This window comes from Citrobacter europaeus (assembly GCA_020099315.1).
GTDB classification, from domain to species: Bacteria; Pseudomonadota; Gammaproteobacteria; order Enterobacterales; family Enterobacteriaceae; genus Citrobacter; species Citrobacter europaeus.
Genome location: CP083650.1, coordinates 3153146 through 3170158 on the forward strand (window position 1 = coordinate 3153146; position 17013 = coordinate 3170158).

Annotated in this window: 15 protein-coding genes and 1 riboswitch; of the genes, 3 read left to right on the top strand and 12 right to left on the bottom strand. The window is 48.2% G+C overall.

Translation table 11 applies throughout. The features are described from left to right. Nucleotides 1–34: 34 nt before the first annotated feature. The 5 genes from thiD to LA337_15005 all read right to left on the bottom strand — a co-directional run bounded on the left by thiD (nucleotide 35) and on the right by LA337_15005 (nucleotide 6173). A complete protein-coding gene (thiD, locus tag LA337_14985) occupies nucleotides 35–835 on the bottom strand; it encodes a bifunctional hydroxymethylpyrimidine kinase/phosphomethylpyrimidine kinase (protein ID UBI14487.1) in 801 nt (266 codons plus the stop codon). Next, nucleotides 832–1620 (bottom strand): hydroxyethylthiazole kinase, encoded by a 789-nt coding sequence (gene thiM / locus LA337_14990; protein ID UBI14488.1) that lies wholly within the window; start codon nucleotides 1618–1620, stop codon nucleotides 832–834. The genes thiD and thiM overlap by 4 nt, the downstream gene beginning before the upstream one ends. Before the next feature lie 31 nt (nucleotides 1621–1651). Then, a riboswitch (TPP riboswitch) is annotated at nucleotides 1652–1748 on the bottom strand. Nucleotides 1749–1969: 221 nt separating this feature from the next. Next, nucleotides 1970–2587, bottom strand: a complete 618-nt coding sequence (locus LA337_14995; GenBank protein UBI14489.1) for a TetR/AcrR family transcriptional regulator — start codon at nucleotides 2585–2587, stop codon at nucleotides 1970–1972. Next, nucleotides 2580–5705, bottom strand: a complete 3126-nt coding sequence (locus LA337_15000; GenBank protein UBI14490.1) for an efflux RND transporter permease subunit — start codon at nucleotides 5703–5705, stop codon at nucleotides 2580–2582. The genes LA337_14995 and LA337_15000 overlap by 8 nt, the downstream gene beginning before the upstream one ends. Before the next feature lie 15 nt (nucleotides 5706–5720). After that, on the bottom strand, nucleotides 5721–6173 hold the full coding sequence (locus LA337_15005; protein ID UBI14491.1) for a hypothetical protein: 453 nt from the start codon (nucleotides 6171–6173) through the stop codon (nucleotides 5721–5723). A gap of 345 nt (nucleotides 6174–6518) precedes the next feature. Here LA337_15005 and LA337_15010 point away from each other — a divergent pair, with 345 nt between their 5' ends. Continuing rightward, nucleotides 6519–6851, top strand: a complete 333-nt coding sequence (locus LA337_15010) for an RcnB family protein (GenBank protein ID UBI14492.1) — start codon at nucleotides 6519–6521, stop codon at nucleotides 6849–6851. Nucleotides 6852–6907: 56 nt separating this feature from the next. Here LA337_15010 and LA337_15015 read toward each other — a convergent pair whose 3' ends face one another. The 6 genes from LA337_15015 to apbC all read right to left on the bottom strand — a co-directional run bounded on the left by LA337_15015 (nucleotide 6908) and on the right by apbC (nucleotide 13613). Further along, the gene (locus tag LA337_15015) at nucleotides 6908–7891 is read right to left on the bottom strand and encodes a fimbrial protein (protein UBI14493.1); all 984 of its coding nucleotides are present in this window, start codon (nucleotides 7889–7891) and stop codon (nucleotides 6908–6910) included. Between the two features lie 11 nt (nucleotides 7892–7902). Next, nucleotides 7903–10389 carry a fimbrial biogenesis outer membrane usher protein gene (locus LA337_15020; protein UBI14494.1) on the bottom strand — a complete coding sequence of 829 codons (2487 nt, stop codon included), beginning with the start codon at nucleotides 10387–10389 and terminating at the stop codon, nucleotides 7903–7905. Nucleotides 10390–10402: 13 nt separating this feature from the next. Continuing rightward, the gene (locus LA337_15025; GenBank protein ID UBI14495.1) at nucleotides 10403–11083 is read right to left on the bottom strand and encodes a fimbrial assembly chaperone; all 681 of its coding nucleotides are present in this window, start codon (nucleotides 11081–11083) and stop codon (nucleotides 10403–10405) included. Between the two features lie 63 nt (nucleotides 11084–11146). Continuing rightward, the gene (gene yehD, locus LA337_15030) at nucleotides 11147–11686 is read right to left on the bottom strand and encodes a fimbrial protein YehD (protein UBI14496.1); all 540 of its coding nucleotides are present in this window, start codon (nucleotides 11684–11686) and stop codon (nucleotides 11147–11149) included. 274 nt (nucleotides 11687–11960) lie between these two features. After that, nucleotides 11961–12242 (bottom strand): YehE family protein, encoded by a 282-nt coding sequence (locus tag LA337_15035; GenBank protein ID UBI14497.1) that lies wholly within the window; start codon nucleotides 12240–12242, stop codon nucleotides 11961–11963. Nucleotides 12243–12503: 261 nt separating this feature from the next. Further along, nucleotides 12504–13613 carry an iron-sulfur cluster carrier protein ApbC gene (gene apbC / locus LA337_15040; GenBank protein UBI14498.1) on the bottom strand — a complete coding sequence of 370 codons (1110 nt, stop codon included), beginning with the start codon at nucleotides 13611–13613 and terminating at the stop codon, nucleotides 12504–12506. Nucleotides 13614–13777: 164 nt separating this feature from the next. On the opposite strand from apbC, the gene metG reads away from it, so the two are divergent. Both metG and LA337_15050 read left to right on the top strand, forming a co-directional pair. Continuing rightward, nucleotides 13778–15811, top strand: coding sequence for a methionine--tRNA ligase (gene metG, locus LA337_15045; GenBank protein UBI14499.1), 2034 nt, complete (start codon nucleotides 13778–13780; stop codon nucleotides 15809–15811). A 210-nt stretch (nucleotides 15812–16021) separates the two neighbouring features. Next, nucleotides 16022–16480, top strand: a complete 459-nt coding sequence (locus tag LA337_15050) for a YehR family lipoprotein (GenBank protein UBI14500.1) — start codon at nucleotides 16022–16024, stop codon at nucleotides 16478–16480. A 44-nt stretch (nucleotides 16481–16524) separates the two neighbouring features. Here the strand turns inward: LA337_15050 and LA337_15055 are convergent, their stop codons facing one another. After that, nucleotides 16525–16995, bottom strand: a complete 471-nt coding sequence (locus LA337_15055; GenBank protein UBI14501.1) for a DUF1456 family protein — start codon at nucleotides 16993–16995, stop codon at nucleotides 16525–16527. Nucleotides 16996–17013: the final 18 nt, after the last annotated feature.

Genomic DNA, 17013 nt, shown 5'->3' on the forward strand with positions numbered 1-17013 from the left:
TTTCCTGCAGCCTTCTCTGCAGCCAGTATACCCATTACCACCACGCGTGGAAATGATGTACCGGACCAATTCCCTCACCAACTTCCAGGGTGTCGGCCTGCGCCAACGCCGCAGAAAGCCACAGCTTAGCTTCCTGCACTGTCTGTGCCCAGTTGTCATGGCGCGGACGCAGCGCCGCCAGCGCCGCGGATAGCGTACAGCCGGTGCCATGGGTATTTTTGGTCATCACCCTTGGCGCGGTAAAACGCTGCTCTCCCTCACGGGTAAAGAGCCAGTCGGGGCTTTGCGCATCCTCCAGATGACCGCCTTTCATCAACACCGCCTCGCAGCCCAGCGCCCGCAGTGCCCTTCCCTGCTCTAGCATCTCCTGCTCAGTCTGCGCATGGGGAGCCCCGAGCAGTGCCGCAGCTTCGGGTAAATTAGGGGTGATAATCGAAACCTGCGGCAGCAAATGGGTACGCAGTGTTTCTACCGCCGAGGGCGACAGCAACGGATCGCCGCTTTTCGCCAGCATCACCGTATCCAGTACGACATTTTGCACCCGATGGCGACGCAAACGTTCGGCAACCGCTTCAACAATATCCGTCTCCGCCAGCATACCGATTTTGGTGGTGTCGATACGCACATCACTCAACACCGAGTCCAGTTGTGCGGCAACAAAGTCAGGTTCTATGCGATAAACCGACTGCACCCCGCGCGTATTTTGCGCCACCAACGCCGTGATAACCGAACAGCCGTAAGCGCCCAGCGCCGAGAAGGTTTTTAAATCGGCCTGAATACCCGCACCGCCGCTTGGATCGGTTCCGGCGATCGTTAATGCGTTAATCCGTTTCATGCTTGCTCCTGTGCGTTCAGGTTATAGAGGGCATCGAGAAAAGCCGGGACAAAACTGCCCGGTCCGGTTGATTGTTGTGTGGCTATTTGCCCGGCCTGTTTCATCCAGCTACAGGCGGAGGCGATGTTATCAAGCCGGTCACCGTGCAGGGCGCAACTGGCCGCAACGACCGCCGACAGCGCGCATCCGGTGCCCACCACGCGGGTCATCAACGGATCACCGCCGTTCACGCAGACGGTACGCTGACCATCGGTCACGTAGTCCACTTCGCCGGTAACCACGACAATGGTCCCAACCTGACGAGCCAACGCCTGCGCAGCGGAAAGCGCAGCGGCTGGCGTATCTGTCGTGTCGACGCCGCGGCCCCCGCTGTTCATACCCGCCATAGCAAGTATTTCCGAGGCGTTGCCACGGATAGCGGCAGGCTGTAGTACCAGTAAATCCAGACAGAAGCGACGGCGAAACTCTAGCGCGCCCACGGCAACGGGATCGAGCGTCCACGGGGTTTTAACGAGATGTGCCCGCTCAACGGCGGCACGCATCGCCGTAGCCCGCGTCTGGGTTAAAGTGCCGACATTCACCAGCAACGCACTGGCGATAGCCGCAAACTGGCTGGCTTCCTCAGGCTCGATTACCATCGCAGGGGATGCGCCCAGCGCCAGTAGCGTATTGGCCGTAAAGCTTTGCACGACCTCGTTGGTCATACAGTGTGTGAGTGGTGAAAGCGTTCTAAATTGGTGCAAGGTGTGAGCCGCGAGTGCGCGGCTGTGCAGGTCAGGCTGCATGGTTCAGCTCCTGCCCGCGCGAAGAAGGGACACGAGCAGTGTCAGACTTCCCTACGCTGGCATTATCCAGATCAGGTGGTACGGGTATTTCTCAGCCTTCACAAGGAAGGGCACCCCGAGTCGTTGTTACATAAAACTCAATAATATTAAAAGGACAGTAAGGGAAACTTACATACTTAAGCCCCTGCTATCCATTTACTGAATGGCGGAATATATCCACACCGCATACTTTACCAGCCAGCGAGGGAGGTGAACAGCAGCGGTTTATTCTGGAAGGGGCGCTCATTGCCGCAGGCGTCGTCATCCACTCAGGCATTTCGTAGCGCGTCTCAATGCTGAGACACCACGATCATCCGCTCTTAAATCCCCAGGCAGACAGAAAGGTTGCAATTGAACATTCAGCCAGTTTCTCAAGTTTATGGGGATCAACTGCTTTTTGCGAGATTATTGCTCCAGGAAGCAGATATCCCATAATGGCCCCGAGGAAAGCAGTAGCCTGTAATTCCGGATTATCTAACGTGACTATTCCTTCATTATTTTTCTGTTCCAGAATTTCTGTCAGCGCCTGCAAAACGCGTCCAGAGTTTCTTTGTTCCAGCATAACGTGTAAATCGGGCTTTTGAACCAGCACTTGAATCAATAATCGCTGGAAATGGATATTCTCAGGGGTATAGAAATGATTCTGTACAACCCGGGCAAAACCTCTCAGGAGATCGGGAAAATCCAGTTGCTCCTGGAGTAGCTGGCGTAAAGGCGGCTGCATTTTGTCATTCAGAAATTCAAACGTCGCCAGCAGGAGAGCATCCTTTCCCCCCGGAAAATGGCTGTAAAGGGTCGGCCGCGTTGTCCCTGCTTCACTGGCGATAGTATCAAGGGACACGTCAATGCCATGCTTGAGAAACAGCTCACATGCCGTTTGTAAAATGCGAGGGCGGGACTTCATTGGCCGCCCACGTTGATTAACCATTATTGCATTCCTTACGTTTGCCTTTTTTCAGTCTCGAGATTCCCTGCTGAATGAGAATAAAAAACAGTGGGACAAAGAGCAGCGTCAGTAACGTGCCTGTGAGCATACCGCCGATTACCGAAGTTCCAATCTCTTTCTGGCTGGAGGCCCCTGCGCCCGTAGAGAGTACCAGAGGGATAACTCCAACAACAAATGCCAGAGACGTCATGATGACAGGACGTAAGCGTAATCTTGCGCCTTCAAAAGCGGCCTGAATCAACGGTTTACCCCTGCGGATTTGCGCCAGAGCGAATTCAATAATGAGAATTGCATTTTTTGCTGACAGCCCCATCGTTGTTAGTATACCTACCTGGAAGTAGACATCATTTTCGAACCCGGCGATTAAGGCTGCACTCACTGCGCCGAGAACCCCAAGTGGGATAATCAGAAGCACAGCAATAGGCACAGACCAGCTTTCATATAAAGCAGCCAGACACAAAAATACGAACGCAACGGAGGCAAGATATACCCACAGTGTCTGTGCCGAGGAAGCCTGTTCTTGCCATGATATCCCGCTCCACTGCAGATCAAATCCTTCGATTGGCGCTATCAGCCTGACCATTTCAGCCATTGCTGCCCCAGAACTTATGCCGGGAGCTGCATCTCCTTGAAATTGCACAGCAGGTAATCCATTGAATCGCTGAAGCATTTGTGGACCAGTAGTCCAGCGGAAGGAGGCAAAACTGGCGAATGAGGTCATATCATCGCTACTGTTACGTACAAACCAGGCGGATAAGTTTTCAGGTATTGAACGCCATGGCGCATCACCTTGTATATAAACCCGTTTTACTCGGCCACGGTCAATAAAGTCATTAACATAAATCCCTCCCCATGCAGCAGAAAGAGTTTCGTTGATATCCGCCTGTTCAAGGCCGTGAGCTTGTGCTTTTTGTCTGTCAATATCTACCTGCAGCAACGCCTTTGCGGCAAGGCTGTTCACTCGCACAGCGTTCAGATTTTGGTTTTCTCTGGCGGCCGTAAGTAACATTGTTTGCGCCTGATTAAGACTGTGATAACCGCGGTCTGAAATATCCTGAAGCCATAATTCGAACCCACTGGATTGTCCCAGCCCACGAACTGTGGGTGGAGATACAATGCTGATAGCTGCGTTCTGAGACGTTTGATTAAAATATTGATTAGCCCTTGCGATAATAGCCTGAGCGCTGTTCGTTTCACCCTGACGCTCGTCCCAGTGCTTTAACTCAGCAACGGACATTCCCACATTTTGCCCGCTACCTGCGTTATTTCGGCCAGCGACCGTAAATATAGCGTTAAGATTGGCACTCTCCTGTGTCATAAAATAGCGTGTGATTTCATCTCCAACCTTCTGAGTCATTGACATTGGCGCCCCTGGAGGAAGAGTGAACTGGATTGATATTGCCCCCTGGTCCTCCTCCGGAAGAAAACTGGTCGCGAGTTTTTGATATTGCCAAACCATGAACATCGACATCAGAAAAGCGAGAATAATGATTCTCACAGGACGCGCTGATATTTGCGCAAGCATATTAATGTAGCGATGCTGACTTTTTTCGACATACCTGTTGAAATGAGTGAAGAATTTACCTTTCTTCTCATTTCGGCTTTTAAGCAAATGAGCGCACAACGTAGGGGTTAAAGTCAGTGCAACCAGCACGGAAAGCGACATAGCAGAAACAATGGTCACTGTGAACTGGCGGTAAATAATGCCGACTGAACCACCAAAAAACGCAATTGGAATAAAAACGGCGGATAAGACCAGCGCGATACCTATTAATGCACCGGTTATTTCCCGCATGGAGTGGAGCGTAGCCTGCAGCGGATCGAGATGTTCTTCTTCCATCACTCGTTCGACATTCTCAACCACGACAATCGCGTCGTCGACAAGTAGCCCAATGGCAAGCACCATGGCAAAGAGTGTTAAGGTATTGATGCTATAACCCAGCAGACTGAGGATGCCGAATGTGCCCAATAATACGACGGGCACCGTCAATGAGGGGATTAATGTGGCTCTCCAGTTTTGTAAAAATAGATACATTACCGCCACAACAAAAACAATCGCTTCAATCAGCGTCTGCACAACATTTCCGATGGACACCGTCACAAACGGTGTACTGTCACGAGGATAAGCAACGACAATGCCTTGCGGAAACCGATCTTTTAATCTGTTAACTTCAACGCGAATCTTTTCAGCAGTTTCCAGTGCATTAGCTCCGGATGCGAGTTGAATAGATATTCCAGCAGCAGGATGACCATTAAGTGTGGTCAGATTCTGATAGTTTTCAGCCCCAAGTTCGATTCGAGCAACATCTCGCAAATATACAGCTGAACCATCATTATTTGTCCGAAGAATGATACTTTCAAATTGCGTTGATGTTTCCAGGCGGGACTGGGCGGTCACCGTCGCATTCAGATACTGATCATTGAGAGAAGGAAGAGAGCCAATCTCTCCGCTGGTCACTTGCGAGTTTTGTGCTTCGATAGCCGTTTGTACATCTGATGGCATCAAACCATAATTATTGAGTTGGTGTGGGTTGAGCCAAATCCGCATGGCATATTGCGCACCAAAAACAGTTGTTTCTCCCGCCCCCTTTATTCTACTTAAGGGCTCCTGCAACGTATTGATAAGGAAGTCGCTAATATCGACACTGGTTAAACGATCGTTCTGGTCATATAAGGCGATAACCATCAGGCTATCTCCCTGTGATTTAGTCACAGAAAGCCCCTGTTGTTGCACTTCCTGCGGTAGCCGTGTCATAGCCTGATTTACAGCATTTTGTACCTGGACCTGCGCTATATCGGGATTAATACCTTGTTCAAAGCTAAGACTAATACGAGACTGACCAGCTGAACTGCTGGTTGAAGAAAAATAAAGCAGACCATCAATTCCTTTGATTTGCTGTTCAAGTAGCTGCGTTACGCTGTCCTCAACGTTTTGCGCAGAAGCGCCTGGGTAGTTTGCCGTAACGTTCACCCCCGGAGGCGCAATATCCGGATACTGCTCAACAGGCAATGTGAAAAGAGCCAGGATACCGGCAGAAACGATGCAAATAGCAATGACCGCGGCGAATACAGGACGGAAAATAAAGAAGTGAGCCAGCATCGTGTTTTCCTCCGTTTAGTCAATGGGGTCGCGCAGTGAAAACACGTGCGGAGGCCTGGCACGCTGAATAAAAGCCATATGCGATGTTTGCCACAAATTAAAAACAGGTTGAGGTATGGGCAATGTGACCGTTGCTGGGCATAGCAGAATATTGATTGCTTTTGTGACAATGTATCTGCTGATTTCAAGGCAAGACATTGTTCGTTGATGTTCACGCCAGAGATAGTCATAGGTTTGGATAGTGAAACTATTTTGTAGTAGTAAAAAACGTAAATAGCTGAGTCGTAGCTGCATATGCTGATAATTCAAATCAGTGCACTGAGAGCAAGCCAGCTCACGGTCCCGCGTGACCAGACAGCGTTCAACAGTCTTTGGTTCCACAGATACCCCCTCATGCAGAGAGGCGTTAAGATGACATGAAAAAGCCATTAACATAATGAAAAATAATAATTTTCCCCAGTTAACCATAGCAAACTCCCATGTATTTATTTACTTTACAGTAAAGTAAATAAATTGATTAAACAAGCATCAATTTTTAACGCTATTCCAGTTATGGGTCTTCTTGAAGACAGCTGTTCCGGGTCACAGAGACCGGAGCAACTCCTGTATGTCGTTTAACAGCTCCACTCTGAGTTGATATGCAAAAACGTGATACTTCATCGCTAAAATGCCGCTTGAAATTGTCGCAATGCTGTACATTCATTTACACTTTTTACGAAATTACTGGTGTGATAACAAAAAAGTCCTTGTCAGATGCCCTGTAAGCCAGGAATGATACATGACTGATTTTGATGACCCGAAGAGGTAGAGAGGATGGGTATGAAGAATAAAATGTTGCTGGGTGCACTCCTGCTTGCAAGCAGTGTCGTCTGGGCCGCGCCGGCTGCAACAGCTGCGCCCACAGGTATCGATAAGTATGAGCTGAGCAGCTTTATTGCTGACTTCACCCATTTCAAACCCGGTGACAAGGTTCCACCACTGTATCTCACCGAAGAATACACCATTAAACAGTGGAATCTGCGCAACCTGCCTGCACCGACCGCAGGCACCCACTGGACCTACATGGGTGGCGCGTACGTGCTGGTCAATGATGCCGATGCTAAGATCATTAAAGCCTACGACGGCGAGATTTTTTATCACCGATAAAAAAAACGTACCTTCATCACGAAGGTACATTTTTTAGAAACATCGCACCGCACTAATTAGTCATAAGATACCGCAAATATGACTTTACTTTGAACCTCACCAGGCCGTAACGATTCTCCTGTCACACGAACATATTTCGCAGTAATAGGGAAAGTGTACTGATTGTTGATTGTATCCAGTTTAGCTATTCTGTTCATCAGAGTATCCCCCAGTTTTAGGGGAGTCGTCGCGGTGCCGTTATATATCTGGAACCCCACTCCTTTTGCGCCATTCGTTAGCGTATTTTTTAGTATTTTCCCGCTTTCATCCCAGTCACCGCGAGCCACCTTAAAACTCACGGGGTTGGTAGTAACGTTATAAACACTATTGCAATTCAGTACCAAATTTGCAGATCCTGATTTTGTATTATTTGCCGTATTCATTTCATTTAATGTGGTATCTGGCATTTTAATTTCGTATCGAGGTAAGGAGAACTGGCAGGTCGTCGGTTTATGCGTAACAGTAAAGTTAATATTCTGCGTAAATGCAGAATTACTCGATAAACGCCCGGTAATCCAACAATAAAGATAAGCAAGCCAGTTTGAAGTACACGAGTTATCAGAGGTTATGCTTACCGCCGGGTCGCTCAGGCTAAATGCATCACCGGAAACCGTTTGCTTAGCCGTTCCTGAATTTACATAACTTGCTGTAATAGTGAAAACCTTGGTATTCAACACTTCGCTGGCACTAACCGTTTTCTTCCCAATGCTAACAGGAAAATCATTGCTGGTTAGATTGATATTTATTAAAACCTTTTTGCCACCGCTACCCTGAATTGCAACAATGTAATCCTTGAGAGGTGTTGTATAATATAAGCTGTCACTATTGGCAGTACACACTATATCGCTACCGGAGCTGAGATTGATTTTGTTCGTTGCTGTTCCAGATGTCATATCCAGATTAATTGTCGTTAATGCACCATTTTTTGTCTGAAATGTACATCCGGCATCGGCGCCAAAGGATGACAGCAGCAGAAACATTAAAAATACGTATCCTTTCATATCTTGCATCCTTAGCGGCAAGTATAGACTTTATTCTCATCAATCGCCTTATCGAAGGTAATCGTACAGAACTGCCCCTGTTGTTTATTAACTGCAACGCGTACCGAAGCGGGAATATCATTGGTACGAATAAATAACCGGCTACCCTGCCCCACCAGGCCAACATTATTACCAAGTTCATCTTCCACTTCATAACCAAACGATAACGGAGAGCCGTCCGAACGCGCGGCAATGAAATACCAGGGTTTACGCCGATCGGTTTCAAACTCCGTCATCACGACCGCGCCGCGATAAGGTACTGTGCCTTTTCGATTGCCCAGCAACGCCACATCGCTATTACTGTCGGAAAGATCCAGCATCAGCATATTTTCACGATACGGCGTCAGACTGTCGTAAACCGCGTAACCTTTGCTGTTAGTTGTTAGATAACGATGTCCCTGCACGGCCGCGCCCTGTAACCCAGGCGCTTTAACAATGGCGAATGTATCTGAAAGCCGAGGAGCTAACGCGACACCATCTGACCACACGACTAACCCACCCTGAATATTGCCGCTGGCCTGCTGATATTTATTCGATTGACTATAACTGCTGCCAAAGGTCGCCATCGGCGCGCGCCAGACCAGGTTACCACCTGCCGTTGTCTCACTCTCCTGACGTTGATGGCTCAGATTTGCCCCTAAACTAAACTGATCGCGGTTTCCGGCAACACCGCTGAGACTGGTGTTACTCGACTGAAAGCCGTCATTATCAAACGTCGTCGAGTTGGATACGAACAAATCGCGTCGCGGCGAGGAAATCCCATCCCCCCACGAGAATGGGATGGAGATATACAGGTTAAAACGTTTATCCTCGTGGTTGTTCTCATCATAGGTCTGGCTAACAGACAAGGTGTAACTGACTCGCTGCCAGGCGTTCGAGTAGCTCAGCTGATAATCTTTGCCGGTTCCACTGCGCTGCCAATAGTCGCGCCACAGGCCGCTGACGGCCAGGGATCCCCAGTTCTCGGGTAACGCTTGATTGATATTTAGCGAAAAGCTGTTCTTACGACCAAAATCGTTCTGATAGTAGTCCGCAACGTCATAAACATCATTTTCATCGCGGTCATAGTGATTTTTGTTATTCGCCCATACGTAGTCATTAAAGGTACGATAATTTCGCGAGGAGTAACGAAAAGCTGCCAGCGCAAACTGCGTGCCGGTCTGAGCGACATACTTATTCCACGCAACCTGATAACTCTGACCATCAAAAACATCACCATTGTCCTGCTCACTATGCGATCGCGTGGCGTCTACCGATACTGCGCCAATGGGTGTATTCCAACCGGTCCCGAGCACAAATGAGGTATAGTTTTGTGACAGCATAGTGCCGCCATAGACCGTAAGCAGATTGTTCAGACCATATTGATAGCTACCTTGCAGGAAATCATACTGATTGCCAGCCCCCTCTATATGACTGCGCCCAGCAGCAAAATCATATTTCGATACGCCCGACTGCAGCATATTTGGTACAGATGAATAAGGCACCAGATAACGAGATACCGAACCATCCGCTTCTTTCACGCTCACATCTAAATCCGCACCACCGCCAGCGAGCTGGAGATCATCAATAGCAAATGGGCCAGGTGGAACTTCTTTCTGGTAAATAACAAAGCCGTTTTGTTCGATGGTTACCAGCGCGTTGCTCTGGGCAATCCCGCGGACTACTGGGGTAAAATTCTGTTTTGAGTTCGGTAACATTTGCATATCGCGCCAGATACGCACACCACGAAAACGTACCGCATCAAAGATATCCGCGCCGGTATACATATCTCCGGTACGTAGCGTGCCAAGTATTTGTGGGATACCTCGCTCCATATATAGCGTATTACTTTTCCAGTTGCCGCTGCCCTCGTTGCCTTTGGTATAGTTGGCATTTGAGTGCAACTGCCACCCTGACAGGTTCAACCCGCTATTCAGGTTCACATAGCTGCTTTTATCATCACCACCGTGTTTATAATTACTGTAATACTGGCTGGCGTAATAAGAGGTATAAAAAGCGTTAACACCGCGATCCCAGGTTTCAGGCGGCATATATCCTGGTTCATATTCCAGCACATACGCCTGCGGAACGCTTAGATTCAAAATAAATTGCCCGATGTCATAACCAACACTGCCGCCCTGAACTGCTTCACGTAGCGGCACGCACTCCTCTTTTTTATCCGTTTTAATATTCTCTGTGCGAATACCAATTTGCTGCAATTGTGCCCAGGACAGACATGTCGCGTCAGGATCAGCGTTGATATTAATTTCGTACCGGCCACGCCACTGGTTATTAAGATAAACATCCATTTCATATATGCCGGGCATTGGCTTATCACCATCAATTTGATAGCGAGAGATTTTCTCGCCGTTCAAACCGCCGATCATAAAATTTGTATCAAACGTGTCTTCTTCAGCCCATGAGGATGAAGTGGCTAACACTGACAAGATTGCCAGTGTAATGGAGTTTATCTTTGACATAATCAGCCCTTGACTATCTTTCCGTTTTTATTTTTTCACTTAAGTAGTTTCCGTGATCGTCAATAAGAGTAACCTTGTAATGATTAACGACAGCAGCAGTGACAACCTTTTTATCTGACCACGGAGCAAGCAACACTGTCTCGCTGTTTATTTTTGAATTACCCACGAGCTCAGGTATCGTTATCCAGTTGGCAGAATTGTTTTTGATATTAATGCCACCACTGATATATTTGACGCTTAAGCGAGAAAAGCTTTTTTCATCTACACCGGCAATGCCCTGCGGACGATATATAAATTTGATGCGATTCTGCATAGCAAATTTAATCATATTCTTCCCTGCTGATTCCGCAGAATTAGGAGGAATATCCAACACATTAAGAAAAAAAAGGCTTTCACGATCTTTTGGCAGCGTATTTGCCAGTTGCCTGATTTTGAGTTGTTGGCCGGAACCTCCGCTGACCTTAGCCACGGGAGGATTCATCACGAATGGCACCTGGATTTTTTCTGGTGGCAGGCTGGTATCTCCGTCATCTATCCAGGACTGAACCAGGGAACTACGGCTACCTTCATTCATTAACTGTACGGTAATTTCTTTTTTCTGTGCCGGATAAATGACACGTGTGCCGTAAATGTACACCCCACCCCATGCAGGCAATACTGTGCCAGCTAATAATAATGCTATTATATTTTTCATTATAATTATCCTTACTACGGAAATAATCGGCGACCAGAGCCGCCGATAAACAGGATAGCAATCTTAATCAGTAACAACAGTCATCGTCAGCGAAGAGGCAACGTCACCAGCGGAAACAGCGGCAGTACCAATTTTTGCGTAGCGTGCGCTAAAGTTCAGCGTATATTTATTGTCTGCGGTTTTGGTTAACTCAATACCTGTATCTGGGTTAACCTGTTTAGTAAAGTCATCACCATAGTAAACGGAGAAGCCAGCACCATTATTTGCGGCAGTATTTCGTGTAATATATTTATTAGTGCTATCAAATTGAGAACTGGAGAAAGTAATTTTCGGTGCTTTATCCCCGGTACATTCAACAGTCAATGGCACGGTAGTCTTATTTGAGTATCCGTCATAAACACCACCCGCACTTAAGGTATTTAATCTGTCAGCACCAATTTGGTTCATACCAATGGTCGCCGTGGAGTCACCCGTAAATTTACAGGTTGTTCCAACCACCTTACCAGTAATAATCAGTTCACCCTGATCGGTATCAGCAGCAAAAGCCCCAGCGCTCATAAATACAGCAGACAGTACAACAGCAGAAATAACTGAACGTTTCATAGTATCTTCCTTAATGAATTGAATTCTATTTGTTAAGAGGGTTTAACTCTTGAAATTAAATTCGCACACTAGAAACGTTACCGCAATGTAAACGCGTTGTTTTATTGATTTAAAACAAGTTACAAAGTGCAATATAATTGCAACAAATAAATTGAGTTCTTTATTGTTTATAAATTAATAAATTTAGGAGATTAACTGTCGGAGTGAAATTCTTTGAGGAAATAATTAACCATGTATCATTCACCACAAAAATACATGGTTAATAAAAGACTTTCTAATCATAACGAGTCAGCACAATCTGCCGTGTAGCGTCGCCGGGGACAGTAACAATTTCCGTTACCGCACCTTTTGTTGGTTTGGAGACACCCTCTCTGACGTTTGAAAAGGAAACGGCATTGCCACAGCGTTGCTGCACTTCGTTATTGACAACATCAGTGCTGCAGGTAGGCTCGGTTACTCGACCACTTATATTCACGGTGGCAGTCTCTGCGGCAAAAACAGAAGCGCTCATTCCATACATCAGAGTAATAACTCCCAAGAATAAACTAATTTTCATAGCATTCATTATTCCTGTATTGGGCGGAAACAGCGTGCAAGCCGTCTGGCTGTGAGTAATGGTTAACTCTCTCACCAGAACTAATTGAGATTGTAGATTAATAGGATGAATTTGATCAATTCAAATGATGCATTGAAGCGATTTATTCAGAAAAAGACATGGATTATACAGGCAGGATAAACAATATAACGAAGTTTATTCACCCCATACATTCACCGCATCAATTTATTATGATGCGGTGAATATCTGTCACGCGGTTAATTACACGGCGCGAAAGGCAATCTCGCCCGGAATAACTTCACCCTGCCAGTAAAGCTGGGCAGCTACACGCCCAGCCAGGTCACGGTAAATGGCGGTAAATTCACTGTCAGGACGACTGATAACCGTCGGGGTACCACGATCGAGGTCTTCACGCAGAGAGATATGCAGCGGCATCTGTCCCAGCAGTTGGGTGTGATACTGCTCAGCCAGCTTCTGCGCGCCTCCGGTGCCAAAGATTGGCTCATGATGACCGCAGTTGCTGCAAATATGCATGCTCATATTCTCAACAATACCCAGCACCGGCACTTCGACTTTTTCGAACATCACGATGCCTTTTTTCGCATCGATAAGCGCAATGTCCTGCGGAGTGGTCACCACAACAGCCCCCGTGACCGGAATGTTCTGCGCCAGCGTCAACTGGATGTCACCGGTGCCCGGCGGCATATCCAGTACCAGGTAATCAAGATCCGGCCATAGGGTTTCCTGCAGCATCTGCAGCAGTGCTTTGCTGGCCATCGGACCACGCCACACCATTGCGTTATCGTCAGTGACCAGATAACCAATAGAGTTCGTCGCCAGACCGTGAGACATGATCGGCGCCATGTGGGTACCGTCTGGCGAGGTTGGCCGCTGGTTTTCCGCGCCGAGCATCGTTGGGATAGACGGCCCATAAATATCGGCGTCCAGAATCCCTACCTTCGCGCCTTCCGCAGCCAGCGCCAAAGCCAGGTTCACGGCGGTAGAAGATTTACCCACGCCGCCTTTACCCGAACTGACGGCGATAATGTTTTTTACACCATTAATGCCTGGCTGGTTTTTCACGCGTTTCAGCGTCGCAATGTTATGCGACAGCTTCCAGTCGATCGCTTTCGCACCGGTAATACGCAACAGATCGGCGCTACATTGCTCTTTTAATTCCTCAAACGCGCTATGCCAGACAAACGGCATGACCAGCTCAACGTGCAACGTGTCATCCATCCAGGCGACGTGGTGCAACGCTTTAAGCGTCGTCAGATTATGCTTCAGGGTTGAATGCTGAAAATTCGCCAGCGTCCCGGCAACCATGGCGCGCAGGGTCTCTGGTGATTTGGCCTGGGATTGTGCGTTCATCCCGACTCCTTTTTGTTGTTCTGAATATACAATAGTCACCAGGTAGTTTACTCCAACCGCAACAATTATTCATTTACGGATAAATGCCCTTATCGCTTGGCGCAGTAATTACCATTTTGGTACTATCAAAGCCCTTTTCACTACAAAAGAAGTAATTGCCCACTATGACTCAAGTCGCGAAGAAAATTCTGGTAACGTGCGCACTGCCGTACGCCAACGGCTCAATCCACCTCGGCCATATGCTGGAGCACATCCAGGCTGATGTCTGGGTCCGTTACCAGCGAATGCGCGGCCACCAGGTTAACTTCATCTGCGCGGACGACGCTCACGGCACGCCAATCATGCTGAAAGCGCAGCAGCTTGGGATCACGCCAGAGCAGATGATCGGTGAAATGAGTCAGGAGCATCAGACTGATTTTGCAGGTTTTGACATCAGCTATGACAACTACCACTCTACGCACAGCGAAGAGAACCGTGAGCTGTCTGAGCTGATTTACACGCGCCTGAAGGAGAACGGTTTTATTAAGAACCGTACAATCTCCCAGCTTTACGATCCGGAAAAAGGCATGTTCCTGCCGGACCGTTTTGTTAAAGGCACCTGCCCGAAATGTAAATCACCGGATCAATACGGCGATAACTGTGAAGTCTGTGGCGCAACCTACAGCCCGACCGAACTTATCGAGCCGAAATCCGTCGTTTCTGGCGCGACGCCGGTAATGCGCGACTCCGAACACTTCTTCTTTGACCTGCCGTCCTTCAGCGAGATGCTGCAGGCCTGGACGCGCAGCGGCGCGTTACAGGAGCAGGTTGCCAACAAAATGCAGGAATGGTTCGAGTCCGGCCTGCAGCAGTGGGATATTTCCCGCGATGCCCCGTACTTCGGTTTTGAAATCCCGGATGCGCCAGGCAAGTACTTCTACGTCTGGCTGGATGCGCCTATTGGCTACATGGGTTCGTTCAAAAACCTGTGCGATAAGCGTGGTGACACCACCAGTTTTGAAGAGTACTGGAAGAAAGATTCCGACGCCGAGCTTTATCACTTCATTGGCAAAGACATCGTCTATTTCCACAGTCTGTTCTGGCCTGCCATGCTGGAAGGCAGCAATTTCCGTAAGCCGACCAATCTGTTCGTACACGGTTATGTGACGGTGAACGGCGCGAAGATGTCCAAATCTCGCGGCACCTTTATTAAGGCCAGCACCTGGCTGAAGCACTTTGATGCCGACAGCCTGCGCTACTACTACACCGCGAAGCTTTCTTCACGCATTGATGACATCGACCTGAACCTGGAAGACTTTGTCCAGCGCGTAAACGCCGATATCGTTAACAAAGTGGTCAACCTGGCTTCACGTAACGCGGGCTTTATCGCTAAGCGTTTTGACGGCGTTCTGGCGGCTGAGCTGGCCGATCCGGCGTTGTATAAAACCTTCACCGACGCCGCAACGGTGATTGGCGAAGCGTGGGAAAGTCGTGAATTCGGCAAAGCTATCCGTGAAATCATGGCGCTGGCCGACGTGGCAAACCGCTACGTTGACGAACAGGCTCCGTGGGTCGTGGCTAAACAGGAAGGCCGCGATGCCGACCTGCAGGCGATCTGTTCCATGGGTATCAACCTGTTCCGTGTGCTGATGACTTACCTGAAGCCGGTTCTGCCAACGCTTGCTGAACGTGTGGAAGCGTTCCTGAACTGCGAACTGAGCTGGGATGCCATTGAGCAGCCGCTGCTCGGTCACAAGGTCAACACCTTTAAGGCGCTCTACAATCGCATTGACATGAAACAAGTTGAAGCGCTGGTGGAAGCATCGAAAGAAGAAGTGAAAGCCGCTGCCGCACCGGTAATCGGCCCGCTGGCGGATGATCCAATTCAGGAAACCATCACCTTTGACGATTTCGCCAAAGTTGACCTGCGCGTGGCGCTAATTGAAAACGCTGAATTCGTGGAAGGTTCCGACAAACTGCTGCGTCTAACGCTGGATCTCGGCGGCGAGAAGCGTAACGTCTTCTCCGGCATTCGTTCTGCTTATCCGGATCCACAAACCCTGATTGGACGCCAGACCATTATGGTTGCTAACCTGGCTCCTCGTAAGATGCGCTTCGGCATTTCTGAAGGGATGGTAATGGCGGCAGGTCCTGGCGGAAAAGATATCTTCCTGTTAAGCCCGGACGAAGGCGCAAAACCTGGCCAACAGGTGAAGTAAATCAGACATCTCAAGCGCTGCAACTGCAGCGCTTTTTTTGCTGAATGATTTTATCCCTAATCTTAAACACACTGCCTCACTCCATTTTCGGACTGCTCAGCCAACGCGATTAGATTTATTCTATACTGCTCTGCTATTAAGGCCGTTCGGACCCATCAAATTCATTGGCGCTATTATTTAGCATCCAACATTCATGAAATGGAGTTTTACATGAAAGCGTTTCAAAAATTAGTTTCACTTGTCGCAGCGTCGGTTGTCGTTTTTTCTCTGACGGGATGTGGTGATAAAGAAGAGACAAAAACATTTAATGCCAACCTTTACGGTTCGGATATTACCGTCTCTTACACCTATAAAGGCGATAAGGTTCTGAAACAGATCTCCGAAAGTAAAATCAGCTATGCATCGATCGGTGCCAGCAATAAAGAAGAAGCAGCGAAAGTATTCGACGCGTTAAGCGCTAAATATCAAAATATCGCGGGTATAGAAGAAAAGCTCAGCTATACAGATACCTACGCGCAGGAAAATGTCACTATCGATATGGAAAAAGTTGATATAAAAGCATTGCAGGCAATTTCCGGGATGAAGCTTTCTGAGAATGCCGATAAAAACATCAGCATGAAGCAAATGCAAACGGTAATGGAATCGGCGGGTTTTAAAGAAGTGAAGTAAACCACCGGCGACCCGATATTCATCGTGGTCGCCCGCTTTACGCTTTAAGACTTCGCGTTATGCACGTGGAAGGTCAAACCTCGCAGGAAATAACGTAGAAACTGATCGCCGCATTCGCGATAGTTCTTATGGTCCGGTGCGCGCATCATGGCGGTGATTTCCGGCATCGACACACGAAACTTCTGCCCGGTCATAATGGCCAGAATATCATCGGTTTTCAGCGAAAAGGCGATACGCAGCTTTTTCAGTACCGTATTGTTGTTAACACGACGCTCAAGCGCCAGTTCCGGCGCAGAATCATCTTTACCACGCAGATGATAAATCAGTCCGTTTAAAAAACCGGAGAGAATGATATCCGGGCAGCGCACAAACCCGTCTTCATCTTCTTTTGTCATCCAGGTATCGAAACCTGCGGAGGTGGATTCCATGTCAGCAAGCGCAAGAATACGCACCATGTCGTTATTGTCCGCTTTCAGGGTGTAGCGCAGGCTACGAAGAATATCGTTACTTAGCATAGAGCCTTCAACTGTCGG